The organism is Mesorhizobium sp. CO1-1-7 (assembly GCF_020164885.1).
In the GTDB taxonomy this organism is placed as follows: domain Bacteria; phylum Pseudomonadota; class Alphaproteobacteria; order Rhizobiales; family Rhizobiaceae; genus Mesorhizobium; species Mesorhizobium australicum.
In genome coordinates, this window is the sequence record NZ_JAIUHA010000005.1 from 251,580 (window position 1) to 275,028 (window position 23,449).

The window sequence follows — 23,449 nt, forward strand, 5'->3', positions numbered from 1 at the left end:
GCCTTAACGCTCTGGCGAGAATCAGTCTTGCGATCGTCGCGGTGAGGCAGCATTGCTTGAGCCAACTTATTCAGTCAAATTTCCACGGTTTCCAGTACAACGCAGAAGCATTGCGCACGTCAAATTATTTATTGACGCTCCGAAAACGACAACTTAGGTTTTGAACATGCACGGATAAAGGAATTTCTGGCCAAGCGGAGGCCGTCCGTCCGGCAGATGGTGAGGACATGAAGAAACTGGTTTGTGCCGGCGAGATCCTGGTCGAGATCATGGCCGAGCGGATCGGCCAGAGTTTTCGCGCTCCCGGCCCGCTGGTCGGTCCGTTTCCCTCGGGCGCTCCCGCCATCTTCGTCGATCAGGCGGCGCGGCTCGGCCAGCCGGCGGGGCTGATCGCGGCAGTGGGCGACGACGATTTCGGCCATTTGAACATCGAGCGCCTGCGTGCCGACGGCGCCGACATCTCGGCCATCACCGTCCATCAGGGTGCCGCGACCGGAACCGCCTTCGTCACCTATGAGAGCGATGGCAGCCGGCACTTCGTCTACAACATCAAGCAGAGTGCCGCCGGCCTGATCGAGATGGGCGCGGAAGCGCGCGCGCTGCTGGCCGGCGCCGACCATTTTCACGTCATGGGGACATCTCTGTTCTCGCCCGAGGTGATCGAAATTGCCCGCAACGGGATCGAAGCCGTCAAGACGCGCGGCGGCACGGTCTCTTTCGACCCCAACATCCGCAAGGAGATGCTCGATCTACCGGGCATGCGCGACGCCTTGCTCTTCGTGTTGTCAAAGACCGACGTGTTCCTGCCGAGCGGGCCGGAACTCTTCACCTTCGCCGAGGCAAACGACGAGGAAAGCGCGGTACGCGAAATGCTGGACCGCGGCATCTCCACCGTCGTGGTCAAGAAGGGCGCGCAGGGCGCCGTCCACTACGACCAGTCAGGGCGCACAGCCTCACCCGGCTTCGTCGTCGAGGAAATCGATCCGACCGGCGCCGGAGACTGCTTTACCGCGGCCTTCGTCTCCTTCTGGCTGCGTGGAGAGGCACCGGAAAGGGCACTGCGAATAGCCAATGGCTGCGGCGCGCTGGCGGTGACGAAGAAGGGACCGATGGAGGGTATCGCCTCGCTCGCCACCGTTGAGGCGTTCATCGAGACCGCCCGGACCGGAGCACCGGCATGAGCCAGGCGACCGATCGACTGGCTGGCATCGCCACGCGCCGTGCGGCCGGCGAACGCTGTGGCATCACCTCGATCTGCTCGGCCCATCCGCTGGTCGTCGAAGCGGCGCTGCGCCACGGCAAGGCGCGCGGCGCCGATGTGCTGATCGAGGCCACCTGCAACCAGGTCAACCACGAGGGCGGCTATACCGGCATGACACCGCGCGATTTCCGCCGCTTCGTCGAGACGATCGCCGGAAAGGCCGGCTTTCCCCTGGACAGGCTGGTGCTCGGCGGCGATCATCTGGGCCCCAATCCCTGGAAGCACCTGCCGGCGCCCGAGGCGATGGAAAAAGCCGCACGCATGGTGGATGCCTATGCCGAGGCCGGCTTCACCAAGATCCACCTGGACGCCAGCATGGGCTGCGCCGGCGAAGGCGCGGCACCGCCCGACGCCACCATCGCCGCGCGCGCCGCCGAACTGGCCGAGGTGGCGGAGGCCGCGGTTGAACGAACAGGCGGCACCAGGCCTGTCTACGTCATCGGCACGGAAGTGCCGGTGCCGGGCGGCGCACAGGAGGCCATGGACCATCTGGCGGTGACGACACCGGAGGCTGCGGGTGAGACGGTTCGCATCCACCACGATGCCTTCAGCCGGCGCGGCCTCGACCAGGCTTTCTCGCGGGCGATCGGCGTCGTCGTGCAGCCGGGCGTCGAATTCGGCAATGCCGAGGTCATCACCTACCGGCCGGAACGCGCCCGGGCGCTTGCCGGCACGCTGCGAGACCTGCCGCAATTCGTCTTCGAGGCCCACTCGACCGACTACCAGCCCGCTGCGGCGTTGAGCGCGCTGGTCGACGATGGTTTTGCCATACTCAAGGTCGGGCCCTGGCTGACCTTCGCGCTGCGGGAAGCCCTCTACGGCCTGAGCCACATCGCCGACATTCTGGTTCCCGATCCATCGCGGGAAAGCCTGCCGGCGGCCATGGAGCGCGTCATGCTGGCGGCGCCCGGCAATTGGAAGAATTACTATCACGGCTCCGAGGCCGAGCAGCGGATCGAGCGGCATTTTTCCTACAGCGACCGTATCCGCTACTACTGGCCTGCGCCGGCGGCGCGGCAGTCCGTGAACGCGCTGATGCAGGCGCTGGGCGAGCGCGACATCCCCTCACCCCTGATCAGCCAGTATCTCGGCCGCCTCGACAGCGCGGTAGCGAGCGGATCCGTCGCGCCAAAGGTCAGGGAACTCCTCATCGCAGGCGTGACGGACGTTCTCGACATCTATGCCAGCGCAACCGGCTGATCCCGACTTTCATGGCTGTGGCACCAGGGCGCGCGGGGTGCGGCGCAACGCCAGATCGCGATGCGCGTCAGCGGCGGCGTCAAGGGCTCCGGCTATGGTTGCTTCGGCGGCAAGGCCTCGATCGCCGAATTCACCGATTTGCGCCGCGTGACGATCGAGGACCCGGGCCAGCACTATCCGTTCTGACCTGGCCTCGCGTCGAGCAAGCCGCGGCGAAGATCAAACAGCGAGCGACGGTATAAAGCGGACGCTTGCGGATTGTTTCTGGCCAGGGGCCAGCACAATGCAACCGGTGTCGATCTCCTTGTCGCCCCTCCGGTTGAAAGCATCGGTAATGTTGCTGACCGGCTCGGCGCAAAAGAACGGTTCGCCCGGCGGCGTGTAGAGGGCGAGGAAGTCGAGCGGCGCCTCTGCCTCGATGTCCAGCTGCCGTCCGTGTTCGGGCCAGGTAATCCGGGCGCGGCGCGCCCATCCGGTGAAGACCGTGTCGAAGTCCACTTCCGATACGTCAAAGCCGATCGACGGGTCGGCCCCCACGGGCGGCGGGACATGCCGGATGGGCAGCACCTCCGCATCGGTTTCCCACATGCCTGATACCCGTGCCTGGACATGCGTCCACGGTGTCGATGGGAAGTAAGGATGGAGACCGAGGCCAACCGGCATCGGCGCGTCCGACAGGTTGCCCATGGTAATGGTCATGCAAAGCCTGCCTTCGGCCAGCGAGATCACTTGCTCGGCTTCGTAGCTCCATGGCCAGGAATCGGCGGTATGGCGATAGCGCAGGACGATCATGCTCGCTTCATGGCTCACGACGGCCCACGGGTGACGCCAGCCATGGCCGTGCTCATGATGTGGATCGTCCGGGGCCGTCGGCAATTGAATGGGGCGCCCCGCGAATTCAAAGCGGCCATTCCTTATGCGGTTGGAATAGGGCACGAGCGGAAAGCAGGCCATGGCGCCGGCATCGCCACGGCCGATCGCCGCTGGGTGAGCCGCACGCAGCCAATCCACGGCCGAACCATCCCGCCACCATCGATACGACGCCAGCGCTCCACCAGCGGCGGGAGCAATTTCGACCGTCGCGATGCCGTCGCTGATCGAGACCAGTTCCGTGTACTGCGCGACGGCCACAGCGAAATTCTTTGTCATCGGCACTCCCCCAATCCCTTGACTCCAATCCCCACGCCTATAAGACATATCATATGAATAGTATGAAGAATAGAAAATCATTCAGCACAGCCCGCACGTCACGAGTCGCGGTCGCGGTTTCCAGCGGCTCCACCGCGCTGCACGCCACCGTCGTCGAGCAGATCGGGCTGCGCATCGTGCAAGGCGACTTCCTGCCCGGCGAGGCGCTGCCCAATGCCGACGATTCCAGCGAGATGCTGGGGGTCAGCCGCACAGTGCTGCGCGAGGCGATCAAGGTCCTGGCGGGCAAGGGGCTGGTCGAATCCAGGCCGAAGACCGGCACGCGGGTGCGTCCTCGCGCCGACTGGAATTTCCTCGACCCCGACGTCCTGTCCTGGCGCTATACCGGCGGTGTCAGTGCGGAGGATGTGCGGGCGCTGTTTGAACTGCGCCGCGCCATCGAGCCGATGTCGGCGGCCCTTGCCGCGCAGCGTGCGACGCCGGCTCAGATCGCCGAGATCCATGCAGCGCTGGCTGAAATGGAAGCACTGAGCGATGACGGAGACCGCTTCGCCAAGCCCGATCTGGTGTTCCACCAGACCATATTGCGCATGACCGGCAACGAGCTGATCGGCTCGCTGGCCGCACTGGTCGAGACCGCATTGGTAATGAGCTTTCGCCTCTCCAACGACAATCCGGAAGGGCAGCGCCATTCCTTGCCGCTGCACCGGGAAGTCGCCGAGAAGATTGCCGACGGCGACGCCGCCGGCGCGCAAAAGGCATTGCTGGTGCTTATCGACAATGCCGAGGATGACGTGCGCCGCAGCGTCGAGAACCGCAACAAACGCCGCAACGAGCGGGGCCTGCAATCGTGACCGAGACCAAACGCAAATTGCGGTCGGAAGCCTGGTTCGGCGGTGAAGGCAAGAACGCTTTCATGCACCGCAGCTGGATGAAGAACCAGGGCATTCCCGCTGACGCTTTCGACGGCCGCCCGGTGATCGGCATCTGCAACACGTGGTCGGAACTGACCCCCTGCAATGCGCATCTGCGGGCGCTCGCCGATCACGTCAAGCGCGGCGTCTATGAGGCCGGCGGCCTGCCGTTCGAATTTCCCGTGATGTCGCTGGGCGAGAGCAACATGCGCCCCACCGCCATGCTGTTTCGCAACCTGGCGAGCATGGATGTCGAGGAATCCATCCGCGGCAATCCGATCGACGGCGTCATCCTGCTTGTCGGTTGCGACAAGACCACGCCGGCGCTCTTGATGGGGGCTGCCTCGTGCAACCTGCCAACCATCGCCGTCTCCGGTGGGCCGATGCTGAACGGCAAGTTCCGCGGACAGGATATCGGCTCGGGCACGCATGTCTGGAAATTCGCCGAGGAGGTCAAGGCCGGCCGCATGCCGGTCGCCGACTTCCTTGCCGCCGAGCAGGGCCAGAGCCGGTCGGCCGGCAGCTGCATGACGATGGGCACCGCCTCGACCATGGCCAGCATGGTGGAGGCGCTCGGCATCGGCATGCCCGACAACGCCGCGATCCCGGCGGTGGATTCGCGCCGAAGCGTGCTTGCCCAGTTGGCCGGACGGCAGATCGTCGATCTTGTCCACCGCGACGTGACGATTGCAAAGATCCTTACCAGGCAAGCCTTCGAGAATGCCATTCGCGTCAATGGCGCGATCGGCGGCTCGACCAATGCGGTGCTGCATCTGATCGCCATCGCCAACCGGGTCGGTGTCGATCTGGGCCTCGATGACTGGGACCGCCTTGGCCGCGGCGTGCCAACCATTGTCGACCTGATGCCGTCGGGCCGGTTCCTGATGGAAGATTTCTACTATGCCGGGGGGCTAGCTGCGGTCATGGCGTCGCTTGATGAAGTGGGGCTTCTTCATCGCGACGCCATGACCGTCAGCGCCAAGACCATCGGTGAACTGATCGACGGCGCGCCCAACTACAACCGTGAGGTCATACGGCCGCTGCGCGAGCCGCTGACCAAGGAGGGCGGCATCTCGATCCTGCGTGGCAATCTGGCGCCCAACGGAGCGGTCATCAAGCCGTCCGCGGCAACGCCCGAACTGATGCAGCATCGCGGCAAGGCGGTCGTTTTCGAGAACATCGAGCATTACCATGCCCGCATCGACGATCCGGAGCTGGATATCGACGCCTCCTCGGTGATGGTGCTGAAGAATTGCGGACCGCGCGGTTATCCCGGGATGGCCGAGGTCGGCAACATGCCGCTGCCAGCCAAGCTGCTCAGAGAAGGCGTTTCCGACATGGTGCGCATTTCGGACGCGCGCATGAGCGGTACCGCCTACGGCACGGTGGTGCTGCATGTGGCGCCGGAGGCCGCGGCCGGTGGCGTGCTGGCCCTGGTGCGCGACGGCGATCTCATCGAGCTGGACGTCGCCGGCCGCCGTCTCGAGCTTTTGGTTTCGGACGAGGAACTGGCGATCCGCCGGCGTGACTGGAAGCCGCCGGAGCCGCCGCAGGGTGGCTACCAGAGCCTCTATGTCGAGCGCGTGCTGCAGGCCGACAAGGGCTGCGACTTCGACTTTCTCGTCGGCCGGCGCGATGCCGGCATCCCCCGGCATTCCCATTAGAGAGGCGCGCGGTGACGGATCAGATCGGCAGCTACGCGACCTACCCCAGCCTGAAGGGCCGCAGCGTGTTCATAACCGGCGGCGGCAGCGGCATCGGCGAAAGCCTGGTGCGCCATTTCTGCGCGCAAGGCAGCCGCGTCGCCTTCGTCGATCTGGCCGAGGAGCCTTCACGGCGCCTGGTCGATACGATCGCGGCCGAAGGGCATGCCGCGCCGCTGTTCATTCCCTGCGACCTGCGCAATGTCGAGCAGCTGCAGGCGGCGACCGTCGAGGCGATGCGGCACAACGGCCCGATCCAGGTGCTGTGCAACAATGCCGGCAATGACGACCGCCACCAGACCAAGGACGTCACGGTGGCCTATTGGGACGACCGCATGGCGGTCAATCTGCGCCACCAGTTCTTCGCCGCCCAGGCGGTGCGTCCGCAAATGGGCTCGCTGGGCGGCGGCTCGATCATCAATTTCGGTTCCATCACCTGGATGGTCGGCGATCCCGACTGCCCTGCCTATGTCACCGCGAAAGCCGCTGTCTACGGCATGACGCGGGCGCTGGCCCGCGAACTCGGCCCCGAGCGCATCCGCGTCAACTGCATGATGCCTGGCTGGGTGATGACAGAGCGCCAGATGCGGCTATGGCTGAACCCCGCCGGCGAACGCCAGATCGCGGAGCGGCAGTGCCTGCCCGACCGGCTGCAGCCATCCGACATTGCGCGCATGGCGCTGTTCCTCGCCGCCGACGACAGCCTGATGTGCACGAGCCAACAGTTCATCGTCGACGCGGGCTGGGTGTGACCCCGTACGGCCTCTAGGGAAGAAGGGTATTTCATGCGTCTTGTTCAGTACACAACGATCGATGGCGGCAGGCGGGTCGGCCGCGTTTCCGATGACGGCAATCGCCTGCATCCACTCGACAAGACAAGCACCGTGCTGGAGCTCGCCGAAGCGGCGATCGCCCAGGGTGCATCGATCGCGGCGCTGGTCGAGAAGCGGACGGGTGCGGCCACGATCGATTATGGCGAACTGCTGCGCGATGGCCGCGTGCTCGCTCCCGTCGACCATCCGGAACCGGCGCGCTTCCTGGTCACCGGAACCGGCCTCACCCACACCGGAAGTGCCGCCGCGCGCGACAAGATGCATGTGCTGACCCATGGCGAGGACGCCGAGGAATCGGATTCGCTGAAGATCTTCCACATGGGCCTGGAAGGCGGCAAGCCCGGCGCCGGCAAGATCGGCATCCAGCCCGAATGGTTCTTCAAGGGCGTCGGCACCTGTGTCGTGCCGCCTGGCGCCGATCTGCCGATGCCTGCATTCGCGAAAGCTGGCGCGGAAGAGGCCGAGATCGTCGGCCTTTACGTCAATGGGCCGGATGGCCGCCCCTATCGCATAGGCTATGCGCTGGGCAACGAATATTCCGACCATGTGACGGAGGCCGAGAACTACCTCTATCTCGCCCACTCGAAACTCCGCTCCTGCTCGATCGGACCGGAGCTTTTGATCGGCGACCTGCCCGAAGAAGTGCGTGGCCATTCCCGCATTCTGCGCGATGGCACTGTTATCTGGGAACAGGAATTCCTGTCGGGCGAAGCGCACATGTCGCATTCGATCGCCAATCTCGAACACTTCCATTTCCGCTACCCGATGCACCGCAGGGCGGGCGACCTGCACGCCTATTTCTTCGGAGCGGCGGTGATGAGCTACGCCTCCGGCGTCAAGACGGCTTCCGGCGACGAGTATGAAATCCAGGCACAGACATTCGGCAAGCCGTTGCGCAACCGGATGGTGTCGGTGCCGGACGAGGGACTGGTCGCAGTCACCCAGCTGTGACGGCGATAGCCCCGGAAATTACGGTCCACCAGAACGACAATGGGAGATTAAAAATGGGACTGAAGAAAGCGTTTCTGAGACTAGCGACCATCGGGCTCGGCATCGGCCTGATGACGTCGGCGGCGCTGGCCGCGAACCTTCGCGTGCTGGCCTGGGACGGTTATGCCGACCCGGACTGGGTGAAGGACTTCACCGCCGCCACCGGCATCGGCGTCGATGTCGTCTTCATCGGCAGCGATGACGAAATCTGGGCCAAGATCAAGGGCAGCGAAGGGCAGGACTTCGACGTCTTCGCCGTCAATACCGCCCAGTTGCAGCGCTACATCAAGGCCGATCTGGTGTCGCCGATCGACATCACCAAGCTGCCGAACCAGAAGGACGTGCTGCCGCGCTTCCGCGATCTGTCTCAGGTCAGCGGCGACACCAAGGACGGCAAGGTCTACGGTATTCCGTTCTGCTTCGATTCCATCGGGCTGATCTACGACACCGACAAGGTCAAGCCGGCGCCGACCTCGATGTCCGTCCTGTGGGATCCGGCCTACAAGGGCAAGATCCTCGCCTACGACAATGGCGAGCACAATTTCTCGTTCACCGCGCTGACGCTCGGCTACAAGGATCCGTTCAACCTCGACGAAAAACAAATGGCGGCGGTCAAGGCCAAGCTGGTCGAGCTCAAGCGCAATGTGCTGAGCTTCTACACCACCGCCGACGAGGCGCAGCAGATCTACCAGAACAATGATGTTGCGCTGATCTGGGCCAATTATGGCCAGCAGCAGGTGAAGGCACTGCAGAAGATCGGCGCCCATGTCGCCTACGTCAATCCGAGCGAAGGCGCACTTGCCTGGCTCGACAACTGGGTGATCTCCAAGGGCGTCCGCGACAATGCCGCGGCCGAGAAATGGATCGACTTCATGCTGACGAAGAAGGTCAGCGGCGCGCTTTCCGAGCGCACCGGATTCGGCAACACGGTGGTCGAGTCGAGCAGTGCGGGCGGCAACGACAAGCTGGTCTGGCTCAACAATGTCGAGGATCCGCTCAAGCGTTCGGACTTGTGGAACGAGGTCAAGGCGACGCCCTGATCCCTTCCGCGCCTGACTTCGAAGGACCCGGCGGTCCGGACGTTCCGGACCGCCGAAGCGTATGCGAGAATATCCCATGAGCCAGAACACCGACCTCTTGACGCTGCGGTCCGTCTCGAAATCCTACGGCACGGTTCCCGTGCTGCACGGCATCGACCTGTCGCTCCGGGACGGTGAGTTCCTCACCGTTCTTGGGCCGTCGGGTTCGGGCAAGACCACGGTCCTGCGGCTGATCGGCGGGCTGGAGCCGCTGACGTCCGGCGAGATCCGGCTGGACGGCCAGGACATCAGCCGCATGCCGATCAACAAGCGGCCGTTCAACACGGTGTTCCAGGACTATGCGCTGTTCCCCCATATGACCGTCTCCGGCAATGTCGGCTATGGGCTTTCGGTGCGCCATATCAAGCGCAAGGAGATCGCCAGCCGCGTGGCGCAAGCCCTCGATCTGGTGCAGCTCGGACGTTTCGCCGAGCGCTTTCCGGCACAGCTTTCCGGCGGCCAGCGCCAGCGTGTCGCGCTCGCCCGGGCGCTGATCTGCCAGCCGCGCCTGATCCTGCTCGACGAGCCGCTGGCGGCACTCGATCTCGAATTGCGCCGGCAGATGCAGGAGTTCCTGAAATCCATCCAGCGCGAGATCAAGACCACCTTCCTGTTCGTCACCCACGACCAGGAAGAAGCGATCGGCATGGCCGATCGGATCTGCGTCATGCAGGCCGGCCATATCCGCCAGCTCGGCACGCCGCATGAGCTCTACTACAAGCCGAATTGCGAATTCGTGGCGCGCTTCTTCGGCGAGAACAATCTGGTGGCTGGAAAACTCGGTCCAGTGCAAGGCGAGCAGCGACCGATCGAGACGGCACTCGGACGGCTGGTCTGCTCGATCAGCGACCAGCCGCATCTGAAGATTGCCCCGGATGGCGCCGCGGCTTTCGCGGCGTTCCGCCCCGAAGCCTTGCATCTCGCGGACGCCCGTGATGGCGCCAATCGCTTTTCCGGTGCCATTGTCGATCTCGCCTTTGCCGGCTCGTCGACGGTCGCCACGATCATGGCGGGGGCGGACGATGCCGCGCAGCGCCTGCGGCTGCGCATGCCGAGCCGGATCGACGGCAGCATCTTGAAATCCGGCGAGACGGTCTGGCTTTCGTTTGCGCCGCATGAAGGCCATCTGGTGCTGGCATGAGCGGAACCGGCTCGACACACGCCGCGCAACGGCGGCTGTCACGGCTGGTGACGGTGCTGGCATTCGCCTTGCCGGTTATCTTCGTTCTCGTGCCGCTGGCAATCTTCCTGGTCTACAGTTTCTTCAGCGTCGACCAGGGTACGATCGTCCATGCACCGACGCTCGGCAACTATGTCAGGTTCTTCACCGACCCGATCTTTCTGCCGGTGTTCTGGAACACCATCGTGCTGTGCGTATCGGTGGCCGTGATCTGTATCCTGCTCGCCTATCCCGCCGCCTACTTCCTGACGACGCTGAAGGGGCGGTGGCGCTACGCCCTCCTGATGTTGCTGCTGGTGCCGCTGCTGATGAGCTACGTCATCAAGATCTACGCGATCCGCAGCATCCTCGGCCTCAACGGCTTCCTCAACAACGCGCTGGTGGCGCTCGGCATCCTGGATCAGCCGTCGACGCTTTTCGTCTTCAACATGAACGCCATCCTCTTGACGCTGAGCCTGCTTTTGATCCCGTTCGCCATCCTGCCGATCTTCCTGTCGCTGGAGCGGATTCCGCAGACCTTGCTGCGCGCCTCGGATGACCTGGGCGCCAGCAGCCTGCAGACATTCCTGCGCATCACCTTGCCGCTGAGCCTGCCCGGCGTCGCCTCGGCGGCGAGCTTCGTCTTCGTACTGGCGATCGGCGATTTCCTGACACCGCAGATGGTCGGCGGGATCAGCGGCTTCACCTTCGGCCGCATCCTCTACAGCCAGTTCGGCACGGCCTATAACTGGCCGTTCGGCGCCGCGCTGTCGGTGGCGCTTGCGATCGTGGTGATCGCCGCCATTCTCATTGGCGAACGGTTCGGGCGCAGCCGGGGGACGTCGGTATGAGCGCGCTGCCCCGGCCGTCCACCATCTTCCTGGCCGCGATTACGACGCTGGTCGCGGTGCTGCTCTACAGCCCACTGTTCGTGCCGATCGTGTCGTCGTTCTTCACCATTTCGCATGGCAATGTCGACTGGTCGTCGCCGACCTTTTCGACCTATGTGGCGCTGGCTGAAAACCATGACATCCTGACCGCGTTGCGCACCACGCTGATCGTCGGCGTCTGTACCGTGATCCTGTCGGTGGTCAGCGGGACGCTGCTGGCGCTCTACTATCACGGCCGCCGCTCGGGACGTTCGGTTCTGCAGTTCATCATCTTCCTGCCATTCCTGATGCCGCCTATCATCAGCGGCCTGGCGCTGCTGATCTTCTTCCGCGAGATCGGCCTCGAACGCTCGCTGCTGACGGTTGTCATCGGCCACACCGTGTTCGTGCTGGCGATCGTCTACCGCACTGTGCTGATGCGGCTGCAGTCGATGAGCCGCACGCTGGTCGAAGCATCCTACGATCTCGGCGCCAGCGGTTGGCAGACCTTCTGGCGCATCATCCTGCCGAACCTGTCGAGCGCCATGGTCGGCGGCGCCATCCTGGCCTTCGCGCTGTCGTTCGACGAGACGATGATCACCATCCTGGTCACCGGCACGCAAAGCACGCTGCCGGTGCGGCTGTGGGCGATGATGCGGCTAGGCTTCTCGCCCGACATCAACGCGCTGGTGGCGCTGATCCTGATGTTCACCGTGCTGCTCTGCGTGCTCGCCGCCCGTTTTCTCATTCCCAGGCAAATGGCGACGGAACGTACCTGAGTTTCAAACGGTTGGGTCAAGGTCGAAGACTCGTCCGGGATTGAGGATGTTCTTGGATCGAGCGCCGTCTTCAGCCGCCGCATCGTGGCGATCTCGGCGTCACTGCGCACCAGATTCAGCCACTGCTTCTTGTCGAGGCCGATGCCATGCTCGGCCGACACGCCACCTCCGGCCGCCGCCACGCCGCGATAGATGATACCGTAGGCCGCCGCCGGGTCCGCCGTCAGCACCTGATAGTGCAGGTTGCCGTCCCCGAGATGGCCGAAGACGTAGATGTCGGCACCGGGATCGACCGCGCGGATGGCGGCATCCGCTTCTTGCAGGAACGCCCCCATTCGCGCCAACGGGATGCTGATGTCGACGCCGATCAGGCCTTTCATCGAAAACAGGACGCGGTTGGCGTCCTCCCGCACATCCCACAGCGCGCGGAATTCGCGCGGCGATTGGGAGACGACAACATCGTCGACGACGCCGTCCTCGACCGCCTGCATCAAGACCTCGGCGAAGCGCTCGCCGTCACGTTCTGGCTCACTGCCCTGGATTTCGGCCAGCACATAGACGGGTGATCCGGCCGGAAGCGGCGCCGGCATGGTCATGCTGGCGACCATGACGTCATAGAGCGGCGCGACATTGACCTCATAGGCGGACAAAAGCGGGCCGAGCTTTTGCCGCAGCAGCCCAAGCAGGCCAATCGCCGCATCGAGCGAAGGCAGCGCGCAGAAGGCGTTCACCTCGGATGCGGGCTTGGGATGCAGCCGGAGCGCGGCGCGGGTGACGACGCCAAGCGTCCCTTCCGCGCCGATGAAGAGTTGGCCGAGGTCGTAGCCGGAATTGTCCTTGGGCAGGCCCTTGAGCGACGTCAGCACGGTGCCATCGGCGAGTACCGCCTCCAGCCCCAGCACCTGTGCCCGGTACATGCCATAACGCAGCACGCGGATGCCGCCGGCATTGGTGGCGATGTTGCCGCCGACCGTGGCGGAGCCGCGCGCGCCGATATCGACGCCGAACATCAGCCCGACGCCGTCGGCCGCTTCCTGCACCGATTGCAGCGTCGCGCCAGCTTCGGCGACGATGGTGGCGGTTTGACGATCCGGGGCGGCAAGGCCGGTCATGCGTTCCAGCGATAGCACGACCTCGCCCGGCTGGACGCGCGCGCCACCGGCCAGCCCGGTGCGCCCGCCCTGGACGATGACCGGCTGGCCAAGAGCGTTGCACGCGGCGAGTGCCGCCGCGACACCCTCGGCATCGCGCGGGCGCAGCACGGCTTCGGGAAGCACGCCGAGCTTGCCGTCGGGATCGTCACGATAGCGCTGGTCCACGTCGGAGCCGGCGAGCATGCCGCCCGCGCCCAGCCTGTTGCCAAGCGCGGAGAGAAGCCGTTGTGTTTCAGGCGACATCCGGCTCAGGGGCCTGCGTGACAGGGCGCAGCGTCAGCATCCAACAACCGGATCGCCCGATGAGTATCCTTGTCCAGCACGCTCGCCATCCCTTGAACTGCAGCCGGCCGATCCTAATCGCGCCCGCTTGTCGTGCAAGCGATATCGAGCTGTCTCAGACTATGCCGGCATCGATCGCGATGGGCGAGATCGATGCCGGAAGTACAGCGTCGGCTTACTGAAGCTTGGCCTGCAGCGCGTTGACGTCGTCGGTGGTCATTTCACCATCAGTCGTCACCTTGCCGTCGGCGATCTTCCACAGCCGGAACGGGCCAGTGATGTCGCCAAACTTGTCGAAGGCGACGGGACCGATGACGCCTTCATAGCGGATCGGCTTGCCGTCCTTGATCAGGCCGAGCGCCTTGGCGAATTCTTCCTTGCCGGCATAAATCGGCGTGCCGGCGGGATCGACTGCCTTGTACATGGCGTCCTTGATCTTGGCCGGGTCCTCGGAGCCGGCAATCGCGATGGCGAGCCCGACAATGGCGCCGGCATCATAGGAGCGGTCTGCCGCGGGATTTGACGGTTCGATGCCGGAAAACGCCTTGTAGTTCTTGGTGAAATACTCCGTCGAGGCGGTCGGGCTGGTGCCGGAAGACGTGCCATAGGCGTCCTTCAGATAATCGGCGCCGACGGACTCGATGAAATCGGGGCTGTTCATGCCGTCATTGAGCAGGAATTTCTGAACGCCGCCCTGCGAAATCCAGGTGCGGGCGATGGTGGCGCCGTCGACGGGCGTGCTGACCAGGTACAGTCCATCCGGTTCGCCACCCATCGCCGCGGTGACTTCCGAGGCGTAGCTCGACTGCTTCTCGTTGTAGGGCGTGTCGGAGACGATGGTGCCGCCGAGCGCTTTGTAGGCACGCGAGAATTCGGCCACCATGTTGACGCCGAAGTCGTTGTTGACGTGGATGATCGCCAGCTTCTTGAAACCCTTGTCGACGGAATATTTGGCGGCGGCCACGCCCTGCAGCGCATCCGAGGTGATGGTGCGGAAGAAGATACCGTTGGTCTTGCCGTCGCGGCCGAGTGTCGTCAGCGTCGGCGAGGACGACGCCGGCGAGACCTGGACGATCTTGGCCGGCGCGGTCACCGAGGTCAGGATCGGGATCGACACCGAGGAAATGATGCCGCCGATGATCACAGGCACTTTCTTGACCTGAACCAGCTGGGTGGCGGCATCGACCGCGATGTTGCCCTGGCTCTGGCTGTCGCGCGTGTCGGTGACGAGATCGCAGCCGCGCACGCCGCCGGCTTGGTTGATGTCGCGGAAGGCCATTTCGACCGATTTGGCGCCGGCCTGGCCGTATTCGCCGGCCGGACCGGTCAGTTCCATGACGAGGCCGACGGTGATCTTGCAGTCGGCGGCCTGTGCGGCACCCGCCATCGTCACGAGAGCAAGTGCCGTGGTGAACTGGAGTATCGTCTTTCTCATTGTTGTTCCCCTTGAGTTACACGAACTGATTTGACGTCTGGAAAGTCTCAGTGTTCCGGCACCTGCAGCCAGGTTTCATGCAGATGCCGCCATTGGACGCCGTTGGGCGCCGATGAACGGGTGGTGAAGACCGCGCTCGACTGGCGGCGGCTGTGCTTGCCCGCGCGCAGCTGCGCCTCGACATAGAGGACGACGATCGTGTCGCCATCCTGCCAGCCGGGCCGGATGTCCTCGATCGAGATGGCAAAGCCGTCGTCGCAAGTGGCGCGGCTGGAGCGCACATGGTCGATCACGGCATCGCGGTCGAGGATCTGGCCGCCTGGTGCGATCATGGTCAGGCCTTCGCCCATGACGGCTTCGAAGCGGCCGAAATCCACCTTGTCGGCGCGCGAGGCGACGAACCAGTCGACGAAAAAGCGATGCAGATCGACGACTTCGGCGCTGGCCTGCGAAAACAACCTGTCGTCCATGGTCTTCATATCCGGCCCGCGTTGAGATTGTAGTGCATGATCGAGCCGTGGCGGCCGTGGCGGTCGCGCTCCAGCGTGTAGACATCTCCCTCAAGGCCGTTGCCCCTCGCTATCACGGCTGCAATCCGCGCACGGTCATCGGCGTCGAGTACGACATCCATGATCTTGGCGTTGGCCAGCGCATGCGCCTGGTTGCGGGCACCGACGATGACCGCGGCCACTCGCGGCTGCTCCAGCACCCAGGCGCTGGCGATGGTGGCGATGTCGACGGCGTGGCGGTCGCCCACCACCTTCAGCGCGCGAAGCAGTTGCTGGAACAGGTCCCAGCCGCCGAAATCGTCGATGATCAGCTTGTACTTGACCAGCGAGCGGTTTTCGAGCGGCGTGCCGGGTTCGGCGACACCAAGCCATTTGTCGCTGAGAAAGCCGCCGGCCACAGAACCGTAGCAGAGGAAGCTGACGCCGTTTTCCTCCGCAAGCGCCGCGAGGCTGTTCGCCGGACGCTGGTCGAGCACCGAATATTGCAGCTGCTGGCTGACCAGCGGTATGCCGGCTGACAGAATTTCGGCAAGCCGGGGCGTATCGAAATTGGTGGTGCCGAGATTGCGCAGCTTGCCCTCGCGCCGAAGCTCGTCGAGCCAACCCATCGCCTCGACATAGCGCGGCTGCGCATAATCCCACCAGTGAAACTGCACGAGGTCGAGCCGCTCGGTCTTAAGCCTGCGCAGCGACTGGTCGACGATGCCCCTGATATAGTCGCGGCTGATCGTAGCGAGCCGTTCAAGGTCGGGCACGAGCTTGGTGTGCACCTTCATTTTGGCGGCTGCATCGAGACCACGCTCATTGGCCAGCCGCAAGCGCGCGGCGCCGATCAATTCCTCGACGCCGGTGTAGATATCGGCGCAATCATAGGTCCAGATGCCGGCATCGAAGGTGGCGATCAGGTCGCTTACGGCCTGACTGCGATCGATGGCGCCATGGCCGCCGGCCAGTTGCCAGCCACCGCGTATGACGCGCGAAATCGCGTAGCCGGGGCTGAGCTCGAATGTCTTGGCGGTCATGTCAGGTCATTCCCTTTCGGCAGCGGCACGGCCGTGGTTTCGGCATGGCTGAATCGCCGCTTGGCCAGCCTGACGATCCGCAGCCTGCTGGCACAGTTGGGATCGGGACAGGCGATCTCCGCGTCCGAGGTCATCCAGTCGTTCGGGTGGGTCGGGCGCTGCTTCGCCGCCAGGAGCGGCAGCACCGCCGAGATCGAATAGATCGAAAAGCCCTGCCCGGCTGGCATCGACAGCATCTCGCCCTTGAGCTCGAAATAGTCGCCGGCCCTGGCGCCGCAATAGATCGGCTTGCCCCGCGGAATGACCGCCTCGACGCGGAGATCGAAGAGTTCGAAACTGTCGTCAGCCATTTCAGGCCTCCACCAGGCTGAAGGTGATGTCGCAGGCGCCGTTGCGGCGGATGATGCCGCAGGCAGCCGCGAATTGATCGCGCTCCTCGGGCTTCACCTGCGCGACGACGCTGCCGGCCAGCCAGCCGATCGGGAACAGCAGACGCGCGCCCTGCCCGTAGAACAGGCCGATGTCGAAGATGGCGTTGGGGTGGCCGCCCCACATGCGCGGCGGCACGTAGGACAACACGATGTCACCTGGCTGCGGCGTCAGGGTCGCGTTCTCCGCCGGCAGCGGCTGGGCATAGGCCTGCCCCTCGAGATCGGCTGATGGAACCGGAGAGGAGATCTCAGGTCCCGTCCACATGGCGTGAATGGCGGGGACGACACGTGGCGTGGCGAGATAGGCTGTGAGAAAGGCCGCATTCTCCGGCGCCTTTTCCGGCAGCAGCAGCGCAGTGACGGAAAGCTTGGAGCGGGGCTCGCTGATCCTGATGGAGGTCATATCTGGCCTTTCGCGGCGGCGGATTGCAGTTTGCTGCGCAGGAAGGTGAAGGGCCGGCTGATGTCGGCGACCAGTGCTTCGCGCGCCGCCCGAGCATCCTGCGTGGCCAGCGCCTCGACGATGCGGCGGTGATACTGGGCGGTGTCGACCTCGCCGGCTTCCGAGAAGGCGTAGATGGCGACGCGGATGCATGGACCTGATTGCAGCCACAGGCTCTCGATCATCGGGATCAACACGGCCGAGCCGCAGGAGCGATAGATCTCGAAGTGAAAGCTCTGGTTGAGCGTCACTTCGCGGTCGACATCCTTCTTGTGTTTCAGCGCCCGCATCTCGTCCCACTCGCCGAGAATGGTTTCGATGGTGGAGATCTGGCGCGGTCCCATGCGGGCGGCAGCCAGCGCGATCGCCTCGCCCTCGATCAGGACGCGGGCACGCAAGAGATCGTCGAGGCGCTCCAGCGTGATTGGCGGCACCCGCACCGAACGGTTGGGCAGCGCCTCCAGCGCCTTTTCCGTGATCAGCCGGCCAAGCGCCTCCCGCACCGGCATTGTCGAAGTGACCAGCGCATCGGCCAGACCACGGATAGTCAGCACCTGGCTTGGCTCGAACAGGCCGCCGATCAAGGCCCGACGCAGCTCGGAATAGACGCGATCCTGCACCGTCTCGCGGCCGACCGGAGCCAGCTGGGCCGCGATCGCCTCGTTGTTTTTCTCGATGGCAGCCTTTTGCATGGAATTCCGTTCTCGGCGGGTTTTCGGCTTGCGGATGAAATTAAAGCCGAATAGCGTGATCAAAGCAAGTGTGATCACAAATCATAATCAGAAGACGGCGACGACCGTCTTCGGCCAGAGGGTTTGATGAGCGAGGCAGCGGAAAGGCAGGGGAAGGAGACCCGTGTCCCGGTTCTGACGGCAAGCAACGTCGTCAGGCGGTTCGGCGGCCTTGTCGCCGTCAACGATGTCTCGTTTCATGTCAAAGCCGGCGAAATCCTCGGCCTGATCGGACCCAACGGGGCCGGCAAGACGACCATGTTCGACCTGCTCGCAGGCAGCATCCTGCCGACCAGCGGCGACATCCTTCTCAACGGCACGCGCGTCTCGGGCGAAGCCGCTCATTTGCGCATCGGCAGAGGGCTCGGCCGCACCTTCCAGATCCCGCGCCCGCTACCCAATCTGACGCTGATCGAAAACATCATGCTCGCGGCACAGGGCCAGGCCGGCGAAAAGCTGCTGGCTAACTTCCTCACGCCGTGGCGGGTGGCGGCACAGGAAAAAGCCGCCCGGACGAAAGCCCTCGACCTGCTCGAACTCGTCACCCTCAGCCATCTCGCCCATGAGCCGGCGCGCGTGCTGTCCGGCGGCCAGCGCAAGCTGCTCGAACTTGCCCGGGTCATGATGGCCGACCCGGCGATCATCCTGCTTGACGAACCCGCCGCCGGCGTCAATGCGACGTTGCTCGAAGTCATCATCGACCGCATCCGCGACATCAACGCGGGCGGCATCACCTTCCTGCTGATCGAGCACAACATCGACATGGTGACGCGACTCTGCCACCGCGTCCTTGTCATGGCGAGCGGCCAACTGCTGAGCGAAGGCACGGCGGAAGAGGTCGCGCGCGACCCGCGCGTCATCGAGGCCTATCTCGGAGGCACCGCATGAGCGAGACCGTTCTCGATGTCCGCGACCTCGAAGCCGGCTATGAGCCCGGCGTGCCGATCGTGCGCGGCGCCTCGATCACCGTCGACAGAGGCGAGATCGTCGTCGTGCTCGGCCCCAACGGCGCCGGCAAGTCGAGCTTCATCAAGGCGATCGCCGGCCTCGTGCCGATCACCGGTGGCACGGTGCTGCTGGACGGCAGGGACATCACCGCCGCGCCCGCCCACACCATGGTGCGGCTTGGCCTCGCCTTCGTGCCGCAGACCGAGAACATCTTTCCGCTGATGTCGGTGGAGGACAATCTCAAGGTGTCCTGCGGCATCCTCGAGCGGCGCGAAATCCCGGCCCGCATCGAGGAAATGTACGCCGCCTTCCCCGACCTTGTCCGCCAGCGCCGTACCGCCGCCGGCAATCTGTCGGGAGGCCAGCGGCAGATGCTTGCCGTGGCGCGGGCGCTGATCGTCCATCCCAAGGTGCTGGTGCTGGACGAGCCGTCCGCCGGCCTGTCGCCGAAGTTCGTCGCGATGGTATTCGAGATGCTGGCCGGCATCCGCAAGTCCGGAGTCACCATCCTTTTGGTCGAGCAGAACGCCAAGGCAGCGCTTGCCATCGGCGACCGCGCCTATGTGCTGGCCGAAGGCAAGGACCGGCACGAAGGCATAGCCTCCGAATTGTGGAACGACCCTGTCGTCGCCGAACTCTATCTTGGCCAGCGCCCTTCTCACGTAGGTAAGGGAGGCGCGGCATGAGCCTGCAATTCATCGTCGACGGATTGCTGACCGGCTCGATGATCGGCCTCGGCGCAATCGGCGTGACGCTCACCTATTCGATCCTGCGTTTCTCCAACTTCGCCCATGGCGACTTCATGGCCTGGGGTACCTATGCGACGCTGGCCGTGGTCAGTGCCATCGGTGCGATGTTCGGCAAGGTGGCGCCGATCGGGCCGCTGTCCTTCGGCTGGCCGCTTCTTGTTGCCCTGATCGTCGGCATGGCATTCACCGCCTTGCTCGCACTGCTGCTCGACAAGATCCTGTTTTCGCGGTTGCGATCGCAGGGCCAGGCGATCATCGTGGTGATGGCGAGCTTCGGTGCCTCGATGGCGCTACGCAGCCTGCTCGAATTCACCTTCACCTCACGGCCGACCTATTTCAGCCGGGCGATCCAGATCGCCATGCCGGTCGGCTTCGGCATCCGCATCACGCCCGACCAGATCGCATTGCTCGTGTTGACCGCCATACTCGTGCTCGGCGTGCATCTGTTGATGACGCGCACGCAGACTGGCCGCGCCATGCAGGCCTTGAGCCAGAACGCGGCACTGGCCCGCGTCGTCGGGATCGACGTTGCCAGCGTGGTGCGGGTGACGTGGATCATCGGCGGCGCGCTCGCCTGCGTGGCTGGCGTGATGATCGGCATCCTGGTGCAGATCCGCCCGTTCATGGGCTTCGACATGCTGCTGCCGATGTTCGCCGCCGCCATCCTCGGCGGCATCGGCAGCATCCCGGGCGCGGTGCTCGGCGGCCTGATCATCGGTCTCGCCGAAGCCGGCGCGGTGCAGCTGATCGGCGCCGAATGGCGCGCCGCCGTTTCCTTCATCATCCTGATGGCTGTGCTGTTCGTGCGGCCGATCGGCCTTTTCGGAGTTCGGGAAAGATGATCGATCTGGTCGGATACGGCGCCTTCTTCCTGACCACGGCGCTGATCTTCTCACTGGTCACGCTGGGGCTCAACCTGCAATGGGGCCAGACCGGCCTGTTCAATGTCGGCCTGGCGGGCTTCGTCGCCATCGGCGCCTACACCTCGGCGCTGCTGACGACACCGGACGATCCCGCGCGGCTCGGCGGCTTTGGCCTGCCCATCCTCGCCGGCTGGGTGGGTGCCATGATCGTTGGCGGCATTGCGGCCGCGCTTACCGGCATGGCGACGTTGCGTCTTAGATCCGACTATCTGGCGATCACCACCTTCGGCGTGGCCGTCGTCGTGCAACTGGTCACACTCAACGCGCAGAAACTGACCGGCGGCCCCTTCGGCATCGGCTTTATCCCGCGCCCCTTCGGCGGCCTTTCGGAGACGCCGCTGCTGTTCAACCTGTCGAACCTCGCCGTCGTCTGTGCTGTGACGCTGATTGCCTATCTCGCCTTGGAGCACCTGTCGCGCAGTCCGTGGGGCCGTGTGCTGAAGGCGCTCCGCGAAGACGAGCGGGCGGCGATTTCTCTCGGCAAGAGCGCGCGCTTCTACCGCGTCCAGGCGTTTGCCGTCGGCGGCGCCATCATGGCGCTGGCCGGCGCGCTGCAGGCGCATTTCACCGGCTTCATCGCGCCGGACAATTACCTGCCGATCCTCACCTTTCAGGTCTGGGTGATGCTGATCGTCGGGGGCTCGGGCAGCAATCTCGGCGCGGTCATCGGCAGTGTCCTGGTCTGGGGGATTTGGGCCGGATCGGGCACGCTGACCAGCGTGTTCTTCCCGCCCGAGCAGCAGGCGCGCGCCGCTTCGCTGCAGATCGTCGCCATCGGCGTGATGCTCTGCGTGATCCTGCTGATGCGGCCGAACGGATTGTTCGGCGACAGGCCGCTGCGGACGCGCTTCGGCAAGCGCACGCGGATCGCCACGGACAAAAGCAGTTCCGGTTCATGAATGCCCCGGTCCGGCAGGGTGCGAACGGCACTTCGCTTTGGCATGCCATCAGCCGCGATCGCCGCAAGCGGCCTGCGCTGAGTGGCAACCTCGATCTCAACCTTGCCATTGTCGGCGGTGGATTTTCCGGTCTGTCGACCGCGCTGCACGCCGCCGAAAAAGGCATCTCGGTCGCAGTGCTCGAAGCCGAGATCATCGCCTGGGGCGCGACTGGCAGGAATGCCGGTTTCGTCGTGCCTAACTTCGCCAGAATGGATCCAGAAGGCATCCTCGCGCATCTCGGCGCCGAGCGCGGCGAACGGCTCATCGATTTTGCCGCCGGCAGTGCCGACCTCGTCTTCGGCTTGATCCGGCGGCACGGCATCGACTGCGACGCGGTGCAGAACGGATGGATCCAGCCGGCGCACTCGCCGGCGGCCCTGGAGAAGGTCAAATCCCGCGCGGACCAATGGGCGCGGCGCGGCCGGCCTGTCGTCACCCTGGATCGGCAAGAGGTCGAGGCGCTGACCGGCGCGCGCGGCTATGTCGGTGGCTGGATGGATCGTTCCGGCGGCGTGCTCAATCCGGTCGCTTATGCGCTGGGGCTCGCCGATGCGGCGGAGAAGGCCGGCGCGAAGATCTTCGAGCACACGCCGGTCGCCTCGATCGATCGCGTCGCCGATGGTTGGGCACTTCAAACACGATTGGGCTTGATACGCGCGGCCAAGGTGCTGATCGCTACCAACGCCTATGGCGGATCGCTCGATCCGTTGCTGCGGCGAACTTATATTCCGCTGAAGGTCTTCCAGATCGCGACCGCGCCCCTGCCGCATGAAATCCGAACGCGTCTGCTGCCTGGCGGACAAGGCGTCGGCGACACCAGGCGCAACCTCTTCACCTTTCGCTTCGACGCCGACAACCGGCTGATCAGCGGCGGCATGCATATTCTTGGCGCCGGCGCCGATACGCGCGTGCCGCAAACAATCTGGCGACGGCTCGGCCGGCACCTCGACCTGCCTGATTTGCCCCCCCTTGCCTACAGCTGGTCGGGGATGGCGGCGGTCGAACCGGATTTCCTGCCGCATCTCCTGGATCTCGGACCGGGGCTGATTGCCGGTCGCGCCTGCAATGGACGCGGCATCGCCATGACCACGGCGATGGGCAAGGTGCTGGCCGACTGGGCCGCTGGAGCCGAAGCGCGTGATGTGCCGGTGCCCTTCGCACCGCCGGCGCCAATTCCGTTCCATGCCCTGCTGCGGCACGCGCCCAACATGCTGCTCGGCTGGAGCATCCTGCGCGACCGGATGGACGAGACGGCATAGGCCGACCGAGCCTGCCCGCGATCAGTGCGCCATGTGGAGATTGTCGCAGAGGACCGCGGCCGCCACGGAGATATCCTCTTCAAGGGAAGCCCGAACGGTCGGGCCGTTGCGCTGTTCCAGCGCGGCGACGATCCCGCGGTGTGCGTCATTGGATTGCGGAATGTAGCGATCGGCCCGCATCAGGAGCTTGAGATAGGGTCCGACGCGCCCCCAGAGATCGCGGATCATGTTCAAGAGGATCGGCGCGCCGGCGTGCTCATAAATAGCAAAATGGAAGGCTTCGTTCAGGGCCAAATAGGCCGTGGCGTCCTGCGCCTCGATGGCCCGCTGCATGTCGCCGAGCGCGGCTTGGATGTCGGCCAGCCCGCTTTCGGTCATCCGTGACGTGGCCATCTCGCCCGCCAGTCCCTCAACGGCGATGCGGATGCGCGTCAGTTCCGCGAAAGCGGGCGCGGAGAGCATGGGCACGATGATCGAGCGGTTGTTCTGCATTTCCAGAAGCCTCTCGGCGACCAGTCTTTGCAGCGCCTCGCGGATCGGTGTGGTCGAAATGCCAAAGGTCTCAGCAAGCTTGCGGATGACCAGTGTCTGGCCCGGGCTGAAACCGCCCGAGATCAATTCCTGCTTGAGCGCGCCGTAGGCGCGGTCGTTGAGGGTTTGATGCTCGAGCTTCAGCATGCGTGCCCG

24 protein-coding genes and 1 pseudogene are annotated in these 23,449 nt (G+C 64.6%); 16 read left to right on the forward strand and 9 right to left on the reverse strand.

Annotated elements, in window-relative coordinates; all coding sequences use genetic code 11:
* Positions 1-227: 227 nt before the first annotated feature.
* The 3 genes from LB516_RS12830 to LB516_RS28850 are packed head-to-tail and all read left to right on the forward strand — an operon-like array spanning position 228 to position 2,647.
* Positions 228-1,181, forward strand: coding sequence for a sugar kinase (locus LB516_RS12830; RefSeq protein WP_224719665.1), 954 nt, complete (start codon positions 228-230; stop codon positions 1,179-1,181).
* The gene (locus LB516_RS12835; RefSeq protein WP_224719666.1) at positions 1,178-2,461 is read left to right on the forward strand and encodes a D-tagatose-bisphosphate aldolase, class II, non-catalytic subunit; all 1,284 of its coding nucleotides are present in this window, start codon (positions 1,178-1,180) and stop codon (positions 2,459-2,461) included. Before LB516_RS12830 ends, LB516_RS12835 begins: the two co-directional genes overlap by 4 nt.
* A 60-nt stretch (positions 2,462-2,521) precedes the next feature.
* Positions 2,522-2,647: a hypothetical protein gene (locus LB516_RS28850; protein WP_263492543.1), complete on the forward strand. Its 126-nt coding sequence runs from the start codon at positions 2,522-2,524 to the stop codon at positions 2,645-2,647.
* Between the two features lie 33 nt (positions 2,648-2,680).
* Here the strand turns inward: LB516_RS28850 and LB516_RS12840 are convergent, their stop codons facing one another.
* A complete protein-coding gene (locus LB516_RS12840; RefSeq protein ID WP_224719667.1) occupies positions 2,681-3,610 on the reverse strand; it encodes an aldose 1-epimerase in 930 nt (309 codons plus the stop codon).
* A gap of 53 nt (positions 3,611-3,663) precedes the next feature.
* On the opposite strand from LB516_RS12840, the gene LB516_RS12845 reads away from it, so the two are divergent.
* From LB516_RS12845 to LB516_RS12880, 8 genes are all read left to right on the forward strand, one after another.
* Positions 3,664-4,464, forward strand: coding sequence for a FadR/GntR family transcriptional regulator (locus LB516_RS12845; protein WP_224595545.1), 801 nt, complete (start codon positions 3,664-3,666; stop codon positions 4,462-4,464).
* Positions 4,461-6,188 carry an IlvD/Edd family dehydratase gene (locus tag LB516_RS12850; protein ID WP_224582764.1) on the forward strand — a complete coding sequence of 576 codons (1,728 nt, stop codon included), beginning with the start codon at positions 4,461-4,463 and terminating at the stop codon, positions 6,186-6,188. The genes LB516_RS12845 and LB516_RS12850 overlap by 4 nt, the downstream gene beginning before the upstream one ends.
* A gap of 11 nt (positions 6,189-6,199) precedes the next feature.
* Complete coding sequence (locus tag LB516_RS12855) at positions 6,200-6,979, forward strand: SDR family NAD(P)-dependent oxidoreductase (protein ID WP_224719668.1); 780 nt, start codon at positions 6,200-6,202, stop codon at positions 6,977-6,979.
* A 33-nt stretch (positions 6,980-7,012) separates the two neighbouring features.
* Positions 7,013-8,011: an AraD1 family protein gene (gene araD1 / locus LB516_RS12860; protein ID WP_224719669.1), complete on the forward strand. Its 999-nt coding sequence runs from the start codon at positions 7,013-7,015 to the stop codon at positions 8,009-8,011.
* A gap of 53 nt (positions 8,012-8,064) precedes the next feature.
* On the forward strand, positions 8,065-9,090 hold the full coding sequence (locus tag LB516_RS12865; protein ID WP_023782299.1) for an ABC transporter substrate-binding protein: 1,026 nt from the start codon (positions 8,065-8,067) through the stop codon (positions 9,088-9,090).
* Positions 9,091-9,166: 76 nt separating this feature from the next.
* Positions 9,167-10,270 carry an ABC transporter ATP-binding protein gene (locus tag LB516_RS12870; protein ID WP_140877954.1) on the forward strand — a complete coding sequence of 368 codons (1,104 nt, stop codon included), beginning with the start codon at positions 9,167-9,169 and terminating at the stop codon, positions 10,268-10,270.
* On the forward strand, positions 10,267-11,139 hold the full coding sequence (locus LB516_RS12875) for an ABC transporter permease (protein WP_140823430.1): 873 nt from the start codon (positions 10,267-10,269) through the stop codon (positions 11,137-11,139). The genes LB516_RS12870 and LB516_RS12875 overlap by 4 nt, the downstream gene beginning before the upstream one ends.
* Positions 11,136-11,936 carry an ABC transporter permease gene (locus LB516_RS12880; RefSeq protein ID WP_015319016.1) on the forward strand — a complete coding sequence of 267 codons (801 nt, stop codon included), beginning with the start codon at positions 11,136-11,138 and terminating at the stop codon, positions 11,934-11,936. The genes LB516_RS12875 and LB516_RS12880 overlap by 4 nt, the downstream gene beginning before the upstream one ends.
* Positions 11,937-11,939: 3 nt before the next feature.
* On the opposite strand, the pseudogene LB516_RS12885 reads toward LB516_RS12880, so the two are convergent.
* The 7 genes and pseudogenes from LB516_RS12885 to LB516_RS12915 form a co-directional block, all read right to left on the reverse strand.
* Positions 11,940-13,333: pseudogene (locus LB516_RS12885) on the reverse strand (FAD-binding oxidoreductase).
* A 214-nt stretch (positions 13,334-13,547) separates the two neighbouring features.
* Positions 13,548-14,807 carry an ABC transporter substrate-binding protein gene (locus LB516_RS12890; protein WP_140724489.1) on the reverse strand — a complete coding sequence of 420 codons (1,260 nt, stop codon included), beginning with the start codon at positions 14,805-14,807 and terminating at the stop codon, positions 13,548-13,550.
* A gap of 47 nt (positions 14,808-14,854) precedes the next feature.
* Positions 14,855-15,277 carry a DUF4440 domain-containing protein gene (locus LB516_RS12895; protein WP_015319019.1) on the reverse strand — a complete coding sequence of 141 codons (423 nt, stop codon included), beginning with the start codon at positions 15,275-15,277 and terminating at the stop codon, positions 14,855-14,857.
* Between the two features lie 5 nt (positions 15,278-15,282).
* Complete coding sequence (locus LB516_RS12900) at positions 15,283-16,338, reverse strand: aldo/keto reductase (RefSeq protein ID WP_140877952.1); 1,056 nt, start codon at positions 16,336-16,338, stop codon at positions 15,283-15,285.
* Positions 16,335-16,688, reverse strand: coding sequence for a TIGR04076 family protein (locus LB516_RS12905; protein ID WP_140617451.1), 354 nt, complete (start codon positions 16,686-16,688; stop codon positions 16,335-16,337). The genes LB516_RS12900 and LB516_RS12905 overlap by 4 nt, the downstream gene beginning before the upstream one ends.
* A gap of 1 nt (position 16,689) precedes the next feature.
* Positions 16,690-17,172, reverse strand: coding sequence for a DUF3830 family protein (locus tag LB516_RS12910; RefSeq protein WP_224683362.1), 483 nt, complete (start codon positions 17,170-17,172; stop codon positions 16,690-16,692).
* On the reverse strand, positions 17,169-17,903 hold the full coding sequence (locus LB516_RS12915; protein ID WP_140617453.1) for a GntR family transcriptional regulator: 735 nt from the start codon (positions 17,901-17,903) through the stop codon (positions 17,169-17,171). The genes LB516_RS12910 and LB516_RS12915 overlap by 4 nt, the downstream gene beginning before the upstream one ends.
* Positions 17,904-18,029: 126 nt before the next feature.
* Between LB516_RS12915 and LB516_RS12920 the strand changes: the two genes are divergently transcribed.
* Genes LB516_RS12920 through LB516_RS12940 form a run of 5 tightly spaced genes read left to right on the forward strand, consistent with a single transcriptional unit; the run spans position 18,030 to position 22,762 of the window.
* Positions 18,030-18,830, forward strand: coding sequence for an ABC transporter ATP-binding protein (locus tag LB516_RS12920; protein WP_140661551.1), 801 nt, complete (start codon positions 18,030-18,032; stop codon positions 18,828-18,830).
* Positions 18,827-19,576, forward strand: a complete 750-nt coding sequence (locus LB516_RS12925; RefSeq protein ID WP_140823437.1) for an ABC transporter ATP-binding protein — start codon at positions 18,827-18,829, stop codon at positions 19,574-19,576. The genes LB516_RS12920 and LB516_RS12925 overlap by 4 nt, the downstream gene beginning before the upstream one ends.
* The gene (locus LB516_RS12930; RefSeq protein ID WP_140617455.1) at positions 19,573-20,481 is read left to right on the forward strand and encodes a branched-chain amino acid ABC transporter permease; all 909 of its coding nucleotides are present in this window, start codon (positions 19,573-19,575) and stop codon (positions 20,479-20,481) included. The genes LB516_RS12925 and LB516_RS12930 overlap by 4 nt, the downstream gene beginning before the upstream one ends.
* On the forward strand, positions 20,478-21,461 hold the full coding sequence (locus LB516_RS12935; RefSeq protein ID WP_224719670.1) for a branched-chain amino acid ABC transporter permease: 984 nt from the start codon (positions 20,478-20,480) through the stop codon (positions 21,459-21,461). The genes LB516_RS12930 and LB516_RS12935 overlap by 4 nt, the downstream gene beginning before the upstream one ends.
* Positions 21,458-22,762 carry an NAD(P)/FAD-dependent oxidoreductase gene (locus LB516_RS12940; RefSeq protein WP_224719671.1) on the forward strand — a complete coding sequence of 435 codons (1,305 nt, stop codon included), beginning with the start codon at positions 21,458-21,460 and terminating at the stop codon, positions 22,760-22,762. The genes LB516_RS12935 and LB516_RS12940 overlap by 4 nt, the downstream gene beginning before the upstream one ends.
* Before the next feature lie 21 nt (positions 22,763-22,783).
* Here the strand turns inward: LB516_RS12940 and LB516_RS12945 are convergent, their stop codons facing one another.
* Positions 22,784-23,440 carry a GntR family transcriptional regulator gene (locus LB516_RS12945; protein WP_224719672.1) on the reverse strand — a complete coding sequence of 219 codons (657 nt, stop codon included), beginning with the start codon at positions 23,438-23,440 and terminating at the stop codon, positions 22,784-22,786.
* Between the last annotated feature and the right edge of the window lie 9 nt (positions 23,441-23,449).